Origin of the sequence: Mycobacterium sp., assembly GCF_032162605.1 — a bacterium.
Lineage (GTDB): Bacteria > Actinomycetota > Actinomycetes > Mycobacteriales > Mycobacteriaceae > Mycobacterium.
On the sequence record NZ_JAVROT010000104.1, the window covers coordinates 1 to 16808 of the forward strand.

16 protein-coding genes are annotated in these 16808 nt (G+C 67.4%); 8 read left to right on the forward strand and 8 right to left on the reverse strand.

Going from position 1 to position 16808, the window contains the following annotated elements; translation table 11 throughout:
* A partial coding sequence (locus QOI01_RS06285; protein ID WP_526379320.1) for an HAD family hydrolase occupies positions 1 to 529 on the forward strand: 529 nt, incomplete at its 5' end.
* Positions 530 to 613: 84 nt separating this feature from the next.
* Here the strand turns inward: QOI01_RS06285 and QOI01_RS06290 are convergent.
* Positions 614 to 2179 (reverse strand): Na+/H+ antiporter, encoded by a 1566-nt coding sequence (locus QOI01_RS06290; protein ID WP_526379321.1) that lies wholly within the window; start codon positions 2177 to 2179, stop codon positions 614 to 616.
* 104 nt (positions 2180 to 2283) lie between these two features.
* On the opposite strand from QOI01_RS06290, the gene QOI01_RS06295 reads away from it, so the two are divergent.
* The 4 genes from QOI01_RS06295 to QOI01_RS06310 all read left to right on the forward strand — a co-directional run bounded on the left by QOI01_RS06295 (position 2284) and on the right by QOI01_RS06310 (position 6345).
* Positions 2284 to 3174, forward strand: a complete 891-nt coding sequence (locus tag QOI01_RS06295) for a formylglycine-generating enzyme family protein (RefSeq protein ID WP_526379322.1) — start codon at positions 2284 to 2286, stop codon at positions 3172 to 3174.
* Between the two features lie 84 nt (positions 3175 to 3258).
* The gene (locus tag QOI01_RS06300; RefSeq protein ID WP_526379323.1) at positions 3259 to 4323 is read left to right on the forward strand and encodes an NAD-dependent epimerase/dehydratase family protein; all 1065 of its coding nucleotides are present in this window, start codon (positions 3259 to 3261) and stop codon (positions 4321 to 4323) included.
* Positions 4323 to 5072, forward strand: coding sequence for an SDR family NAD(P)-dependent oxidoreductase (locus QOI01_RS06305; RefSeq protein ID WP_526379324.1), 750 nt, complete (start codon positions 4323 to 4325; stop codon positions 5070 to 5072). Before QOI01_RS06300 ends, QOI01_RS06305 begins: the two co-directional genes overlap by 1 nt.
* Positions 5073 to 5127: 55 nt before the next feature.
* Complete coding sequence (locus QOI01_RS06310) at positions 5128 to 6345, forward strand: AI-2E family transporter (RefSeq protein ID WP_526379348.1); 1218 nt, start codon at positions 5128 to 5130, stop codon at positions 6343 to 6345.
* Here the strand turns inward: QOI01_RS06310 and QOI01_RS06315 are convergent.
* A complete protein-coding gene (locus QOI01_RS06315; protein WP_526379325.1) occupies positions 6320 to 7153 on the reverse strand; it encodes a dienelactone hydrolase family protein in 834 nt (277 codons plus the stop codon). The genes QOI01_RS06310 and QOI01_RS06315 overlap by 26 nt on opposite strands.
* Before the next feature lie 9 nt (positions 7154 to 7162).
* Entirely contained in the window at positions 7163 to 7855 is a 693-nt protein-coding gene (locus tag QOI01_RS06320; RefSeq protein ID WP_526379326.1) for a DUF4245 family protein, read from the reverse strand.
* Between QOI01_RS06320 and glpX the strand changes: the two genes are divergently transcribed.
* The 3 genes from glpX (at position 7854) to QOI01_RS06335 (ending at position 10648) form a co-directional block, all read left to right on the forward strand.
* Entirely contained in the window at positions 7854 to 8915 is a 1062-nt protein-coding gene (glpX, locus tag QOI01_RS06325) for a class II fructose-bisphosphatase (RefSeq protein WP_526379327.1), read from the forward strand. The two genes, QOI01_RS06320 and glpX, sit on opposite strands and share 2 nt — an antisense overlap.
* Positions 8916 to 8956: 41 nt before the next feature.
* A complete protein-coding gene (locus QOI01_RS06330) occupies positions 8957 to 10399 on the forward strand; it encodes a class II fumarate hydratase (RefSeq protein WP_526379328.1) in 1443 nt (480 codons plus the stop codon).
* Positions 10400 to 10516: 117 nt separating this feature from the next.
* On the forward strand, positions 10517 to 10648 hold the full coding sequence (locus QOI01_RS06335; protein ID WP_526379329.1) for a hypothetical protein: 132 nt from the start codon (positions 10517 to 10519) through the stop codon (positions 10646 to 10648).
* On the opposite strand, the gene QOI01_RS06340 is transcribed toward QOI01_RS06335, so the two are convergent.
* The 5 genes from QOI01_RS06340 to QOI01_RS06360 all read right to left on the reverse strand — a co-directional run bounded on the left by QOI01_RS06340 (position 10636) and on the right by QOI01_RS06360 (position 16778).
* Complete coding sequence (locus QOI01_RS06340) at positions 10636 to 11868, reverse strand: cation:proton antiporter domain-containing protein (protein ID WP_526379330.1); 1233 nt, start codon at positions 11866 to 11868, stop codon at positions 10636 to 10638. The two genes, QOI01_RS06335 and QOI01_RS06340, sit on opposite strands and share 13 nt — an antisense overlap.
* 7 nt (positions 11869 to 11875) lie before the next feature.
* Positions 11876 to 12769, reverse strand: a complete 894-nt coding sequence (locus QOI01_RS06345; RefSeq protein ID WP_526379331.1) for a polysaccharide deacetylase family protein — start codon at positions 12767 to 12769, stop codon at positions 11876 to 11878.
* Between the two features lie 117 nt (positions 12770 to 12886).
* Positions 12887 to 14212 (reverse strand): RNA 5'-3' helicase PhoH2, encoded by a 1326-nt coding sequence (gene phoH2, locus QOI01_RS06350; RefSeq protein ID WP_526379332.1) that lies wholly within the window; start codon positions 14210 to 14212, stop codon positions 12887 to 12889.
* Positions 14213 to 14416: 204 nt separating this feature from the next.
* Positions 14417 to 15244 carry an acyl-ACP desaturase gene (locus QOI01_RS06355; RefSeq protein ID WP_526379333.1) on the reverse strand — a complete coding sequence of 276 codons (828 nt, stop codon included), beginning with the start codon at positions 15242 to 15244 and terminating at the stop codon, positions 14417 to 14419.
* A gap of 61 nt (positions 15245 to 15305) precedes the next feature.
* On the reverse strand, positions 15306 to 16778 hold the full coding sequence (locus QOI01_RS06360) for a glycine hydroxymethyltransferase (RefSeq protein WP_526379334.1): 1473 nt from the start codon (positions 16776 to 16778) through the stop codon (positions 15306 to 15308).
* Positions 16779 to 16808 lie beyond the last annotated feature (30 nt).

Here is a 16808-nt window from a genome sequence, read left to right on the forward strand (position 1 = left end):
CGCCTTCTTCGCCGAGGCCATGCACCCGACGCTGGGCAGGCCGTACACCGCGTGCGGTTACGCGCCGATGGTCGAGTTGTTGCGATATCTGGAGACGCGAGGCTTCACCAACTACATCGTCTCCGGCGGCGGACGCGACTTCATGCGCCCGATCACCGGGCCGCTGTACGAAATTCCGCCCGAACGGGTGGTCGGCAGTTCGGTGGGTCTCGTGTACCGCGACGGACACCTCTATACGACGTCCACGCCGGAGTTCCTCGACGACGGGCCCATCAAGCCGGCGCGGCTGTGGAGCCGGATCGGCCGTCGGCCCATCTTCGCCGCAGGCAACTCCAACGGCGACATCGAGATGCTCCAGTTCACCGGGGCGGGGGCCGGACCGTCGCTGCGACTGCTGGTGCTGCACGACGACGCCGATCGCGAGTTCGACTACGTCGGAGGCGCCGAGAAGGCACTCGACGTCGCGAAGACCGACGGATGGACGGTCGCGAGCATCAAGAACGACTGGTCGGCCGTCTTCGCCGACTGACACGGCCCGTTTGACCGCCGAGCCTGCGGTGGGATCGCGATTCCGGACCGATTCGCGATCTCACGGCAGGCTCGGCACAGAAAATCAGTCCGGCGGGGCGCCGCGACCGTCGAGCTTGCGCAGCAAGCCGTCGACGATCGCGGGATCCGTGCCGTGCTCGGCGCGCGCGGCGACCACGGCCTCGCGGGCGGCGGACAGGACCTCCGCTTCCAGATCCGCGGCCCGCAAAGTGTGCTCGACTCTGGCGGTCTTCTCGTCCTCGTCACCGTCGTGTTGGTCGAAACCCAGTTTGTGCCAGACCTTCTCCGCGTTGTCGTGGGCCTCGTCGATCAAGTCATCGTCGACGTCACCCTCGGCCCGCAGCTTCTCCAGTCGCTGGTAACCGGCGTCGCGGGCCCGCCGGGTGAGCTCGTGCTCCATGTCGCTTTCCCCCTCCGGAGACGCATGCACGCCGAGCCTGCGGACCAGCAGCGGCAACGTCAGCCCCTGGAACAGCAGCGTCACGGTGATCACCACGAAGGAGATGAAGACGAGCCGGTCGCGTTCGGGGAAGGCCGCGGGAAGGGCGAGCACCGCGGCCAACGTCACCACGCCCCTCATCCCAGCCCACGATGCGATCGTCCGCTCCCGCCAGCCGACCGGTTCGGCCTCGGAATCCTTTCGCGCCCTGAGCTTCTGGTCGATGGTGGCGACGGGGAAGATCCACGCGAACCTGACGACGATGACGAGCGCCGTGATCAGCAGGGCCTGACCCACTAGCTCGCCGAGGTCACCCGGCACCGTGGCGGCCACCGCCCGCAACTCCACCCCGACGAACGCGAACGCAGCACCCGTCACCAGGAGTTCGATGATGTCCCATGCCGTCCCGGACACCAGCCGGGTCTGCGCCGATTCCGCGTCCGGGTACCGACTCAGCGCGAGTGCCAGCGTGACGACTGCCAGCACTCCGCTGCCGTGGACCGCATCGGCGACGCCGTACGCCGCGAACGGCATCAGAAGCACCAGCGCACTTCCGGCGGGATGTGCGGGCAGCCTGCTCAGCAGCCAGCGCACCGCCACCGCGACGAGCAGTCCCGTCAGGACGCCCACGACGACGGCGAGGGCCAGGCTGCCCGCGGCGCCCCACGGGGAGAACGCACCGGTGACCGTTCCCGCGACGGCAACCTCGTAGAGGACCAACGAGGTCGCGTCGTTCGACAGGCCCTCGCCTTCCAGCGTGGTGCGCAGGCGGCGCGGGAGTCGAAGGTCACGGGCGACCGCCGTGGCCGCGACGGGATCCGGCGGCGCGACCGCGGCCCCGAAGGCGATCGCCGCGATCAACGGCAGGCCCGGAACGAGGGCCTGGAGGACGATGCCGACCGAGAACGCCGTCACGCCGACCAGTGCGACCGCGAGCAGTCCGATGGCGCGGCGGTTGTCCAGGAACTCACGCCACGACGTCCGGCGCGCGGCTGCGAACAGCAGCGGCGGCAGCACCAGGGGAAGGATCAGGTCGGGACTGATCGACGGAGTTGGCAAACCCGGCACGAAGGCGACCAGCAGCCCCAACACCAACAGCAGCACCGGGTAGGGCACGGTGAATCGTTCCGCCAACGGGGCTAGAAGCACGGTGGCCGCGAACAGCGCGAGCAGAAGCGTCAGCTGATCCATGGGTCCTCGCGCATGCGTCCGGCGTACCCGCTGGCCAGCGGCGCAAACGCTGGTGCGAGGCGACGAGCCACCGAGATGAACGGGCCCACGGGTAGCTTCGGTGGATGGTCGGTGACGACGATGGCCTGGTCTGGGTACCGACGCAGACGGCGACGGTGGGCTCGGACGCGCACTACGCCGAGGAGTCGCCTGCCCGCGCGGTGAGTGTGCAGGGGTTCTGGATCCAGGCCCAGCAGGTCACCAACACCGAATTCGCCGCGTTCGTCGAGGACACCGGCTACGTCACCGTCGCCGAGCGGCCCCCGAACCCCGACGACTATCCGGACGCGCCGCCGGAGAACCTGCAGCCCGGGTCGATGGTCTTCCGCCGCACCGCCGGGCCCGTCGATCTACGGCACCTCAACCAGTGGTGGGCATGGACGCCCGGCGCCTGCTGGAATCACCCACGGGGTCCGCGGTCGTCGACCACCGGACGTGACCGGCATCCCGTCGTACACGTCGCCTTCGACGACGCCGCGGCGTACGCCGAATGGGCGAACCTCGAGTTGCCGACCGAGGCGCAGTGGGAGGTCGCCGCGCGCGGCGGACTCGACGGCCGGGCCTACACCTGGGGCGACGAACCCGAGGCTCCGGGTGCGAAGCTCGCCAACTACTGGCACGGCGAGTTCCCCCACCTGCCCGACACGGGCTACGGCACCACCCAGCCGGTGGGAAGCTTCACCCCGAATGACTACGGCCTCTTCGACATGGCAGGCAACGTCTGGGAGTGGACCACCGACTGGTGGGCCGACACCCGTGCCGTCGAATCATGTTGTGCAGCCGACAGCTACGACCCGAACCAGCCCCAGTTCCGGATCGGGCGCAAGGTCATCAAGGGCGGGTCGTTCCTGTGCGCCGACGCTTACTGCCTGCGCTACCGGCCCGCGGCCCGGCGACCGCAGATGGTCGACACCGGGATGAGTCACGTCGGATTCCGCTGCGTACGCAGCGGGTAGGGCCTAGGCGACGGCAACGCTGGTGCAGATCTGGCGTCTAGGCAATGATGCCTGGAACAGTTCCAATTCCGAAAAGGGAGCTTCATGTCGGACGCCGTGCTCGTGACGGGCGCCTTCGGGCTGGTGGGTTCGTCCACCGTGAAGAGACTGGCGGCCGACGGTCGCCGTGTGATCGCCACCGACCTCGACATCCCGGCGAACCGCAACGCCGAGAGCAAGCTGCCGCCCGGCGTCGAAGTGCGTCACACCGATCTGACCGACCCGGCTGCGGTCGACGCGCTGGTGTCAGAGGTCGCGCCGAGTGCGATCATCCACCTGGCCGCGATCATTCCGCCATTCATCTACATGCGTAAGGCCCTGGCCGAGAAGATCAACGTCGGCGCCACGGCATCCCTGCTGGCGGCCGCCTCCAAGCAATCCAGCCCGCCCCGTTTCGTGCAGGCGTCCAGCATCGCGGTCTACGGTGCACGCAACCCGCACACCCGCCCCGACGTGCTGACCGCGGACACCCCGCTCAACCCCGCCGACGTGTACGGCGCGCACAAGGCGGCGACCGAGAAGCTGGTTCGCGCTTCGTCGCTGGACTGGGTGATCCTGCGGCTCGGCGGCGTGCTGACCGTGGACCCGGCGGCCTACCTGAAGTTGGACAACCTGTATTTCGGGGGGCTGCTCCCCGTCGATGGCAGGCTCCAGACCGTGGACGTGCGCGACGTGGCACGAGCCTTCGCGGCCGCCACCACCGCCGACGCGATCGGCGAGACCCTTCTCATCGGCGGCGACGAAACCCACCGACTGGTCCAAGGTGACGTCGCCCCCGCCATGGCGGCGGCGATGGGCCTCGTCGGCGGCCTGCCCACCGGACTCAAGGGCAACCCGGACAGCGACGCCGACTGGTTCAACACCGACTGGATGGACACCACACGCGCTCAAACAGTGCTTCGCCACCAACATCATTCGTGGCCCGAGATGCTGATCGAGACCGCCAACAAGGCCGGCGCCAGACGCCACCTCCTGCGGGTCGCCGCGCCGCTGACCAAGGCGATCTTCACACGTCGCGCCGCCTACCACGGCCGCACCGAGCCGTACGCCGACCCGTGGGGTGCGATTGCGGCCAAGTGGGCGGATCCGCGACCCGAGGAAGGCGCTTGATGAGCACCGCGATCGTCGTCGGCGGGGCATCGGGCATCGGCTGGGCGTCTGCCCGGGCGCTCGCGGCCGACGGCTACCGTGTCGTCGTCGCCGACCTCAACCTCGACAGTGCCAAGGCCCGCGCCGCCGAACTCGGAACCCCGCACACCGCGGCATTCGTCGACGTGGCTGACGAGTCCTCCGTGGCAACGCTTTTCGAGCAGACCGGCTCAATCGAGGCAGTGGTCAGCTGCGCGGGATTCTCCAACATCGGCCTCATCGTCGACATGGACGTCGCACAGTTCCGCTCGGTCGTCGACGTCTGCCTGACCGGCGCGCTCATCGTCGCCAAGTATGCGGGACGCCACCTCGCCGACGGTGGATCACTGGTGTCGATCTCATCGCTGAACGCCCGTCAACCGGCCATCGGCATGAGCGCCTACTGCTCAGCGAAGGCCGGGCTGTCGATGCTGACCCAGGTCGCGGCGCTCGAACTCGCGGCGCGCGGCATCAGGGTGAACGCGGTCGCGCCCGGTTTCGTCCACACCCCGCTGACGGCGGGCGCGGCCATGGTTCCCGGCGTCATCGAGGAATACGTCGAGAACACGCCGCTCGGCAGGGCTGGCACACCCGAGGACATCGCCGAGGCCGTGCTGTTCCTCACCAAGGCGGCGTGGCTCACGGGTGAGGTGCTCGACCTCAACGGTGGTGCTCACATGAAGCGCTACCCCGACATCATCGGCCACGTGATGAAACTGGCTGCGCCGTAAGCGCCAAAGAAAGCGGGTCGCCGGGTTCTTTACTGACAGGATCATCCCCGTGGCCATCAAGACGGAGTTCACCGAGACACAGAAGCGCGCGCTGGCCATCGCGACCGTCATCGCCCTCGCGTTCGGTGCGTACTTCCTGCGTGGCTACTTCATGCTCATCGTCGTGGCGGCGGTCGCGGCTTATTTGTTCAATCCGCTGTTCAACTGGTTCTTGACGCGTTTCGGTCGGGGCCTCTCGGTGACCTTCACGCTCTTGGCGGCGATCTTCGCGGTCATCATCCCGCTGGGTCTACTCATCCTGCTGGCGGTGGTGCAGATCAGCGCGATGGTCCGCAGCGTCTCCGCATGGGTGTCTCGGACCGACCTCAGCTCGCTCGGCGATCGGGCGCTGAAGTTCGTCAACGACGCCGTCGACAAGATTCCCTTCCTCACCAATGTGAACGTGACACCGGAACTGTTGCAGGAGCGGATGAGTACCGTGGCGCAAAGCGCAGGCGAGTACGCCCTGACGTTCCTGCAGAGCGCCGCGGGTGGGCTCGCCGGCGGACTGACGGCGGCCGTGCTCTTCATCTACGTCTTCATCTCCCTGCTCTCCAACCGCGAAGGCGTCCAGACGCTGATCCGCAAGCTCAACCCGCTGGGCGAGGAGGTCACCGACCTCTATCTCGAGAAAATGGGCGCGATGGTGCGCGGCGCGGTGTTCGGCCAGTTCGTCATCGCCCTCGCCCAAGGCCTGGCAGGCGCGGTATCGATCTACATCGCCGGCTTTCACGAAGGTTTCTTCATCTTCGCGATCCTTCTCACCGCGCTCTCGGTGATCCCGCTTGGCGGCGGCATCGTGAGCATCCCGTTCGGCATCGGAATGATTCTGTTCGGCAACGTCTTCGGAGGCATCTTCGTCATCGCATGGCACCTCGTCGTCGTCACCAACATCGACAACGTGCTGCGCCCGATCTTGATCCCGCGGGCGGCTCGCCTGGATTCCGCGCTGATGCTGCTGGCCGTGTTCGCGGGCATCACCATGTTCGGTTTCCTTGGCATCATCATCGGGCCGGTGTTGATGATCGTCATCGTCACCACGGTCAGCGTCTATCTCGCGGTCTTCAAGGGCGTGCCGATCGACGACCCCAATGATGAGGACGAGGACGAGCCGAAGGCGCCTGGCTTCATCGCCCGCCTCATCGCGAAGGCGCGGGAACGGCTCTGGGCCCGGCGCGACGAGGAACGCCGGAAGGCGCAGAACGCTGCTACGCCGCGAACAGCCGCTGAGTGAGGAATTCGACGACCCGCTTGCGCGCCTCGTAGGCCGGGTGCCCGTCGATCTCGCGAACCTCCAAGGTCAGCACCGAGTGGGCCATCTTGCCGAACCCGTGCTCATTGCCCTTCTTCGAGTTGATCTCTATCACCTCGAAGGCGTCGCCGAGTCGGGCCTTCAGCGTCTTGAACCGTGCGCCAGGCGACATCGGGTCCGCGCTGAAGCGCAACCCCAGCGCGCACAGTCCGTCCTCGGCGGCGCGGCGCTCGACGATCTTCAACTCGGCTTCGGACAGCCCGGGGTCGGCCTTCTGCTTCGCCGTCAGCCCTATCGGCAACGACGGTTGGCTCAGCACCGGGGCCAGCACGCTGTCGTCCACGGCGGCCGCAAGGGCGAAGCCGCCGCTCCAGCACTCGCCGATCACGCCGACCCCCTTGCCAGGCGTCCGCTCGTTGAGGTCACGCGCCAGCGCGCGCAGGTAGTGGGCGATCGGCCGGTCGGCGTTGGTCGCGAACGCTGCGAATTCCTTTGCGACGCAACCACGCAGCATCACCGGTACCGCGCCCGGCCTGACACCTGGCGCCCCCGGCGTGCCGTACAGCGACGGCGCGGCGACGGTAAAGCCGTTGTCCACCAAATGATTACCGAGGGCCAGCACGCCGGGGTGTAGACCGGGCATCTCGGGGATCAGGACCACTCCTGGACCTTCGCCCTTGCGGTAGACGTCGTACGTGAAACCTTCGGCGGCGAACGGCTCGGCGGTCCATCCGGTGAGGTCGGCCTCCGGAGCCGCCCCGCCGGCGACGTCGGACTTGCGTGAGGTCATGTCTTGCTCCTAGCTGACGGGCAGTGGCGGCTGCGACTCTGTCGCCGCCGCCAGCGTACGGTACTCGTCGGTACCCGCGGGGCCCGTCACCGCGATCTGCGCCGGCCCGGTGGGACCCGTCAGCCGCGCCGTCCAGACCGGCCGCGAATCCTCACCGCCCTCGTAGACGATCCACTTGACGCCGTTCACGTCCTGGGTACCGGTCGGCGCGAGGTTGGAGTCGATGGACCTGATCAGGCTCTGCTCATCGGCGTCGCTCTGCATCAGGCTGATGAACATGCCCGTAGGCGCCAGATAGCCGACGCGGGAGATCACCGCCCGTTGCGGCTTGCCGGCCACATCGGTCCGGCCGCCGTCGATGCTGCCCCGCGAACCCGAGTTGGCGTGCCAGCCGTCGGGCAGTTGCGGCAGCCGGATCGGAATCTTCAGCGCCTCGGCGTCGGCCTTCATCGCCGCAGGCGTGTCATAGACCGGCACTGGCCCCTGACCTGGGCCGTTGGGGGCGAACGAGCACATCCCCAGCACTCCGGCCAGTACGATGCACGCGAGCACCAGGGGTGCCATCGACCAGAACATGTCGCGGCCGTCCTGCAGGAGCCGCGACTTGGCAGGCTTCGGTTCCGGAGCCGCCTGGGGTGTGGTCACCCTGCCAGTATCCCAGCTCCCAAACCCCGAACGGTTAATGGGAGAATCTGGACCCATGACGTCCTCTGATGCTCTTCGCGCAAGCGGCTCATCGAAATCGCGACGCGAAGCCCCCGATCGCAACCTTGCCCTCGAGTTGGTGCGCGTGACCGAGGCCGGCGCGATGGCCGCGGGCCGCTGGGTGGGCCGCGGCGACAAGGAAGGCGGCGACGGTGCTGCCGTCGACGCCATGCGCGAGTTGGTGAACTCCGTGTCGATGCGCGGCGTGGTGGTCATCGGCGAGGGCGAGAAGGACAACGCCCCCATGCTCTACAACGGCGAGGAGGTCGGCAACGGCGACGGGCCGGACTGCGACTTCGCCGTCGATCCCGTCGACGGCACCACGCTGATGAGCAAGGGCATGCCGAATGCCATCTCGGTGCTCGCGGTCGCCGAACGCGGCGCCATGTTCGACCCCTCGGCGGTGTTCTACATGAACAAGATCGCCGTCGGGCCGGACGCCGTCGACGTCATCGACATCACCGCGCCGATCGGCGAGAACATCCGCCAGGTCGCCAAGGTTCGCAGCTCCTCGGTCGCCGACATCACGGTCTGCGTTCTGGACCGCCCCCGGCACGACCAGCTGGTGGCCGATGTCCGCGAGGCGGGTGCACGCATCCGACTGATCTCCGACGGCGACGTCGCCGGTGCCATCGCCGCCTGTCGACCCGGGTCCGGCACCGACATGCTCGCGGGCATCGGCGGCACCCCCGAGGGCATCATCACCGCGGCGGCGATCCGCTGCATGGGTGGCGCCATCCAGGCGGTACTGGCCCCCACCGACGACGCGGAGCGCCAGAAGGCCATCGACGCCGGCCACGACCTGGACAAGGTGTTGTTCACCGAGGATCTGGTGTCCGGGGAGAACGTCTTCTTCTCCGCCACCGGCGTCACCGACGGCGATCTGTTGCAGGGCGTCCGCTACTTCGGCGGGGGCTGCACCACGCAGTCGATCGTCATGCGCAGCAAGTCGGGCACCGTCCGGATGATCGAGGCCTACCACCGCCTGTCCAAGCTGAACGAGTACTCCGCGGTCGACTTCACCGGAGACAAGACCGCGGCGTATCCACTGCCGTAGAAGCGCTTCGCACCAGCCGAATTCAATCGAACAGGGAGCAGATGTCCGCCGACAGCGCAGTCGAGAAGACAGCCGACGCCGAGTACCGCATCGAGCACGACACCATGGGTGAGGTGCGCGTGCCCATCGCCGCACTGTGGCGTGCGCAGACCCAACGGGCCGTCGAGAACTTCCCGATCTCGGGCCGTCGGCTCGAGCGCACCCAGATCCGCGCGCTCGGCCTACTCAAGGGCGCGTGCGCCCAGGTCAACAAGGACCTCGGCCTGCTGGCAGCGGAGAAGGCCGACGCGATCATCGCCGCCGCCGGTGAGATCGCCGACGGCCTGCACGACGACCAGTTCCCCATCGACGTCTTCCAGACGGGCTCGGGCACCAGCTCGAACATGAACGCCAACGAGGTGATCGCGGGCATCGCCGCGGCCAACGGGGTCACGGTTCACCCGAACGACGACGTCAACATGTCGCAGAGCTCGAATGACACCTTCCCGACCGCCACGCACATCGCTGCCACCGAAGCCGCTGTGCGACATCTGATTCCCGCCCTCGAGGTGCTGCACGAGTCGCTGGCCAACAAGGCCAGGCAGTGGCGGACCGTGGTCAAGTCCGGCCGCACGCACCTCATGGACGCGGTGCCGGTCACCCTTGGCCAGGAGTTCGGCGGCTACGCCCGTCAGGTCGAGGCAGGCATCGAGCGGGTCAAGTCGACGCTGCCCCGCCTCGGCGAGCTGGCGATCGGCGGCACCGCAGTCGGTACCGGACTGAATGCGCCCGACGGGTTCGGCGCGAAGGTCGTCGACGTACTGGTCGAGAGGACCGGTATCGCCGAATTGCGCACGGCGGTCGACTCATTCGAAGCGCAAGCCGCCCGCGACGGTCTGGTCGAAGCCTCCGGTGCCCTCAAGACGATCGCCGTCTCGCTGACCAAGATCGCCAACGACGTGCGGTGGATGGGGTCGGGTCCGCTGACGGGCCTCGGCGAGCTTCAGCTGCCGGACCTGCAGCCCGGCAGCTCGATCATGCCGGGCAAGGTCAACCCGGTGCTCCCCGAGGCGGTCACCCAGGTTGCCGCACAGGTCATCGGCAACGACGCCGCGATCACGTGGGGCGGCGGCAACGGCGCATTCGAGCTCAACGTGTACATCCCGATGATGGCGCGCAACGTGCTTGAGTCCTTCGCCCTGCTGTCGAACGTGTCGAAGTTGTTCGCCGAGAGGTGCATTGACGGCCTCATCGCCAACGAGAAGCACCTGCGGGAACTGGCCGAATCCTCGCCGTCGATCGTGACGCCGCTGAACTCCGCGATCGGCTACGAAGAGGCCGCCAAGGTGGCGAAGGAAGCGCTCAAGGAGCGCAAGACGATTCGGCAGACCGTTATCGACCGCGGCCTGATCGGCGACAAGCTGTCGGAAGAGGAACTCGACAAGCGGCTCGACGTGCTGAAGATGGCCAAGGTTGTCGATGAGCGCTTGCGCGAAGAGGATTGACCGGAATTGGCGACTGATGTCTTGTCACGGACATCGGCCCCGTCGAGCGTGAAAGTGACGACAGTTTCGGACCGATTTCGTCGTGCCGTTCACACTAGGGCTCGTTCGAACGGTCGCGTGGCCGCTAACTCGGACGAGGGCGTCCGCCTCGGTGTCACCCACCTGCTGACCAGCTACCAGTACCTGGCCGACACCGGCAAGGTCGAGCAGCTCGCCCGTCACCACCTGAGTTCGATCTACGTCGAGTAACCGCCCGACGGCAGCGCCCCGGTCTCATCGGGGACGGTGACCAGCCACCGGATCCCCGGCCACGCCGTGAGGCTGTGCACGACGAGGCTCAGCGTCACGGTGACGACCACTACCTGAGTGATCAACGCCTCCTGCTGGATCTCGCCCCGGTTGACGATGAGCAAGCCCAACACCAGCGTGCCGATGCCGCGCGGTCCGAACCACCCGACGAACAGCCGGCTCCGCGCGGGGAGGTCGCTGCGGATCAGCGCCAAGCTCACCGCAACCATGCGCACTGCGAACAACGCCAGCGCGGCGAAGACCACCACCCGCCAGCCGGCGTCGCGCCACCCGACGATGACCGCGTAACTACCGAACATGGCGAAGACCATCAGCTCCAGCAGTTGACCGGCGGCCTCGGACACCTGCGTCTCCGGCGGGACGCCAACGCGCTTGGCGATGAACGCGAAGGCGAGGCCACCGGCGAACGCGGCGACGAAGCCGCTGCCGTGCAGCCGCTCACCCACCTGGAAGCACACCAGCGCGACAGCGAGCGTAGCCAGTTGGGCCCAGGTGTCGCTCATCCATTCGCGTTTCTGGGACCGGGCGATCACCAGACCGCCGACCGCGCCGAGAGCCAGCCCCACAACCACCGATACCACCTCGGTGCGGACCAGGAACCAACTCCAGCGGCTGGCGTCGGGATCGGCCTGCTCGGAGGCCAACGCCAGGGCCGCGAGCATGGTGGCCAGCGCGAACCCGTCGTAGAAGCCGCTCTCGGTGGACAGCGCGTGGCGGACCCGCTCCGGAATGCGCTTGTCCTCGAGCAGCGCGTCGATCAGCGCCACCTCGGTCGGCGCGACGATCGCCGCCAGGCACACCGCCTCCCACAGCGGCATCACCGGCAGCACCAATATTGCGGTCAGCGTGCCGAGCGTCAGAGCCAGCGGTATGCCGATCACGAGCAGCCGGAAGGTGACCTCACGACGCCGGAACACGACCGACATATCGAGTTGCGCGGCTTGGTTGAACAGGATCACCGTGAGCGCCAACTGGGCGACGACGGTGAAGCTGGCTGCGTCCGTTCCGATGTCGATCACGTTGAAGACGAAGGGCCCCAATACGATTCCGAACAGGACGAAGATCAGTGCCGGCGCCAGGTACCAGCGTTTGACCAGGCCCGAGACCACGGCGTAACACAACACCAGCACGGTCAAGACGAACGCGGTGTTGGAGTGCATCACGCCGTCAGGCGCCGTTGTTCGGTCCGCCGGAGTTCTGCCCTGGAATGTCGGTGATCGGGATGTTCGGCATCGGTGCGGGCGACGGTGTGTTCGGCAGCGACGGGATCTCGCCGGGCGGGATGTCGATGAGTTCGTTGACCGGTGGCCCGTTGTCCCGGCTGCCGTAGCTGGTACCCGGCTCGCGCGGTCCGAGCATCCGGCTGACCGTCACCATGTGGTACCCGTTGGCCTTCAGCACCGGGAGGAACTGCTGGATCAAGTCCACGGTCGAGGAGTACACATCGTGGAACAACACCACCGAATTCGGCTTGATCTGCGTCATCAGCATGTACCGGGTGGCCGCCGTGTTGGAGTCGTTGGCCCAGTCGAACGGGATGACGTCCCAGTTGATGTCGGCCAGCCCCTGCTTCTTGGCCTCGGCGAGCACCGCGTCGTCGATCAAGCCACCGGCGGTGCGGACCAACGTCGGCCGCTGCCCCGTCGCCGCCTCGATGGCGTCGCTTGCCTTGCTGAACTGCGCCGGAATGTCCTCGGGAGGAATGGTCGTCATGTTCGGGTGTTCCCAGGTGTGACTGCCCAGCTCCATGCCCGCTTCGACGACGCGCTTGGCGCCCTCGGGATTGGCAGCCACCTTGTTGCCGATCTCGAAGAACGTCGCCTTCGCGTCGTTGTCCTTGAGAATCTGCAGCAGCCGGTCGGTGTATGGGCTCGGTCCGTCGTCGAACGTCAGCGCGATGCACTTGACGACCGAGCAGTCGACCTCCTCGGCCGCTTCGGCAGGGGTGGCGATCCGCACGTGGCCGGTGAGGCCGCCGATCACCACGATCGCGACACCCGCGCACACGCCAATGACCACCCGCCAGTACGTCCAGGAAGACGAATCGGGCCGTTTACGCACGCTGGCAGCCTACCGACCAACCCTGGCGGCCACCCTGACTACGACCCTCGATCCTGCGGTGAGATCGTGAAATCGCGCCCGATCGCGATCCCACCGCAGGCTCGACGGGTGTGCCGGTCACGGCAGGGCGCCGGGGCTGAACTCCTCCAGCATCTCGGTGACCAGAGCCGCGATCGGCGAACGCTCACTGCGCAGCAGGGTGATGTGGGCGAACAACGGATGCCCCTTGAGCTTCTCGATGACCGCCGCGACGCCGTCGTGCCGGCCGACCCGCAGGTTGTCGCGTTGGGCGACGTCGTGGGTGAGCACCACCCGGGATCCGGCACCGAGGCGCGACAGCACCGTCAGCAGGACGTTGCGCTCCAGGGACTGCGCCTCGTCGACAATCACGAACGAATCGTGCAGCGAGCGGCCGCGGATGTGGGTCAGCGGCAGCACTTCGAGCATCCCGCGGGCATGCACCTCTTCCAAGACCGCGGGGCTGGCGAGGCCTCCCAGCGTGTCGAAGACGGCCTGCGCCCACGGGCCCATCTTCTCGCTCTCGCTACCCGGCAGATAACCGAGATCCTGGCCGCCGACGGCGTACAGCGGGCGGAAGACGACGACCTTGCGCTGCGTGCGGCGTTCCAGCACCGCCTCGAGGCCCGCGCACAGCGCAAGGGCGGACTTACCGGTGCCCGCCTTGCCGCCGAGCGAAACGATGCCGATCGACTCGTCGAGCAGAAGGTCCAACGCGACCCGCTGTTCGGCCGAACGCCCGCGCAGCCCGAACACCTCGCGGTCGCCGCGGACCAGCTGCACCCGCTTCTCGGCGTTGACGCGGCCCAGGGCGTGCGAATTGCCACCCAGCAGTCGAATTCCGGTGTGGCAGGGAAGGTTTCGGGCATCCTCCAGGTCGATCTCGCCCTCGGAGAACAGCGCGTCGATATCCTCCGACGCGGCGTCGACCTCGGCCATCCCCGCCCAGCCGGACGTCACGACGTCCTGGGCGTGGTACTCGTCGGCGGGTAGCCCGACGGCGCCTGCCTTGACCCGCAGCGGGATGTCCTTGCTGACCAGCGTCACTAGCTTGCCCTCGGCAGCGAGGTTGGCGGCGCAGGTGAGGATGCGGGCGTCATTGGTCCCGGTGCGGAAGCCGGCCGGCAAAACGGTCGGGTCGCTGTGGTTGAGTTCGATCTGGAGCGTACCGCCTTGGGTGCCAATGGGAATGGGCTGATCGAGGCGTCCGTGTTCGAGCCGCAGATCGTCGAACATCCGCAGTGCCTGCCGCGCGAACCAACCCAGCTCGTGGTGGTGTCGTTTGGCTTCCAGCTCGCTGATGACCACGAGCGGGACGACCACTTCGTGTTCGGCGAAGCGGCTGCACGCCCAGGGATCGGACAGCAGCACGGAGGTGTCGAGCACATAAGTTCGAACGGGGGTCCAGCCGGACGAATCAGTCACGTGGCGCTCCTAGGCACGTGCGGCACCGCACGAACTCCCTCGGCGGATACCGCGGTACCAGGACCGGGGCCGGTCCCGTCTTCGTCGAAACGACGGGTACCGCCCGGATAGCAGAGCATGTCGGCCATCGAAAGCGACGCTACCCCCGTCGCGACGAATGCGCCGCGCAGGCGCGCCGTGGCCGAAATGTGTCCAGACGGTTAACTACTGGGTGACGAATTCCGCCAGTGCGGGGACGTCCGCGAGACCCCATTCGGCAACGAGATCGGAGATGGCCTTGCGCCGCGCGGCGTCGTCGAAGATCCCCGCCTCGGCAACGACGCGTACCTTGTCCCGATAGGCGTCGATGTCGGCCCCGATCGCCTCGAAACCGGCAGCGCGCTTGGCGATCGCGGCGATCGTCTCGCCCCGCTCGGAGCCCACGCAGTAGGCGACGAGGTTGGCGAAGAACTCCGAGTGACGCTCCTCGTCCCTGGCGATCCGACCGACCATCTTCTTCAGCACCGGTTCGGTGATCTGGGCCTCGAGGTTGCGACAGAAGACGCCGTGGGCCCGCTCGAGCAGGGCCATGTAGGCCAGCGTCTCGATTTGGCTGTAGGAATCGGCGCGGTAGCCCTTCATCACGTGCTCGACGCGGACGTCCTCGTTGGCACTGGGGTCGATCTCGCGGGTCACCACCAGGTAGTTGCGCAGTGCGACGGCGTGAAGGTGTTCTTCGGCGGTCCAGCGGCCCAGCCAGCGGCCCCACTTGTCGTCGAGGATGAAGTGCTCGACGAGCTCGCGGTGGTATCCGGCCAGATTGTCCTTGGTGATGAGCAGGATCTCGAGGGCGTCGGTGACGTGCTTGGGCAGCGTGACCGACGACGGATCCCAGTCCCTGCCGCCCAGGAAGGCGAAGTTCTCGCCCTGCTCGAACGGCACGTAGTCGTGCGCGTACCAGGGCTCCTCGGTGGCGATGTGCCGCACGAGGTTCTCCCCCACGACCGGCTCGAGTTCCAGAGTCAGCGCGTTGGCTACCGGCTTGTCTCCCATGAAACTAACTGTAACCCGTGGACACACATTCTCCGAAATCGGATCGGGGCGTGTCAGCGTTTCACAGAGTCAGACCCGGGTAAAGGGGGTTCGCGGCGAGCAGTTCGGCCGATGCGGCGTGCACACGGTCGGCGGTTCCGTCGGCCAGAACGTACTTCGCCTTCGATGCCCCATCGGGGCTCGTGTTCTTCAGGACGTCGACGACCAACTCGGCCACGCGATCGAAGTCGGCGCCGTCGAAGCCGCGGGAGGTCAGCGCAGGCGTGCCGAAGCGGATGCCACTCGTGTACCAGGCCCCGTTGGGGTCGGCGGGAATGGAGTTGCGGTTGGTGACCACGCCGGAGTCCAGCAGCGCCGACTCGGCCTGACGCCCCGTCAGGCCGAACGAGGTGACGTCGAGCAGCACGATGTGGTTGTCGGTGCCGCCGGTGACCAGCCGCGCGCCGCGCTTTCCGAAGCCCTCGGCCAGCGCCTTGGCGTTGTCGGCGATGCGCTGCGCGTAATCCTGGAATGACGGCTGCCGCGCCTCCGCCAACGCGACGGCCTTGGCCGCCATCACGTGTGACAACGGCCCACCGAGCACCATCGGGCAACCCTTGTCGACGGCGGCGGAGTACTCCTCGGTGGCCAGCACCAGACCGCCGCGGGGGCCGCGCAGCGACTTGTGCGTCGTCGTCGTGGTGATGTGCGCGTGGGGCACCGGATCCTCGTCGCCCGTGAACACCTTGCCCGCCACCAGCCCTGCGAAGTGGGCCATGTCGACCATCAGGGTTGCGCCGACCTCGTCGGCGATCTCACGCATCTTCGCGAAGTTCACCCGACGCGGGTACGCCGAGTAGCCGGCCACCAGGACCAGCGGCTTGAACTCGCGCGCCGCTGCGGCGACCTTCGCATAGTCGAGCAACCCGGTCTCCGGGTCGGTGCCGTAGCTGCGTTGGTGAAACATCTTGCCGGAGATGTTCGGCCGGAAGCCGTGGGTCAGGTGGCCACCCGCGTCGAGCGACATGCCCATCAACCGTTGGTTGCCGAGCTTGCCGCGGAGCGTCTCCCAGTCGGCCTCGGACAGGTCGTTGACGCTCTTGGCGCCGAGCTCCGCCAGGCCGGGCGTCTCGACGCGGGTGTTGAGGATGGCCCAGTACGCGACGAGGTTGGCGTCGATGCCGGAGTGCGGCTGAGCGTAGGCGTATGGCGCGCCGAACAGCTCACGGGCATGCTCCGCGGCGAGCGCCTCGACGGTGTCGACGTTCTGGCAGCCGGCGTAGAAGCGGTGCCCGATGGTGCCCTCGGCGTACTTGTCGGAGAACCACGTCCCCATGGTCAGCAGCACGGCGGGTGACGCGTAGTTCTCGCTGGCGATCAGCTTGAGCGAATCACGCTGATCGGCAAGCTCTTTGCGCGTCGCGGCCGCGATGCGGGGCTCGACGGACTCGATGACCTGCAACGCGGCCTGGTACGCGGCGCTCGCGGTCTCGGCGTACTCGGCGCCCAGCGCGGGAGTAGGTGTGGTCACGGAGATCACAGAGTCGGAGGTCATGGGACCAGCCTAAACCGGCCGTAGCGTCGA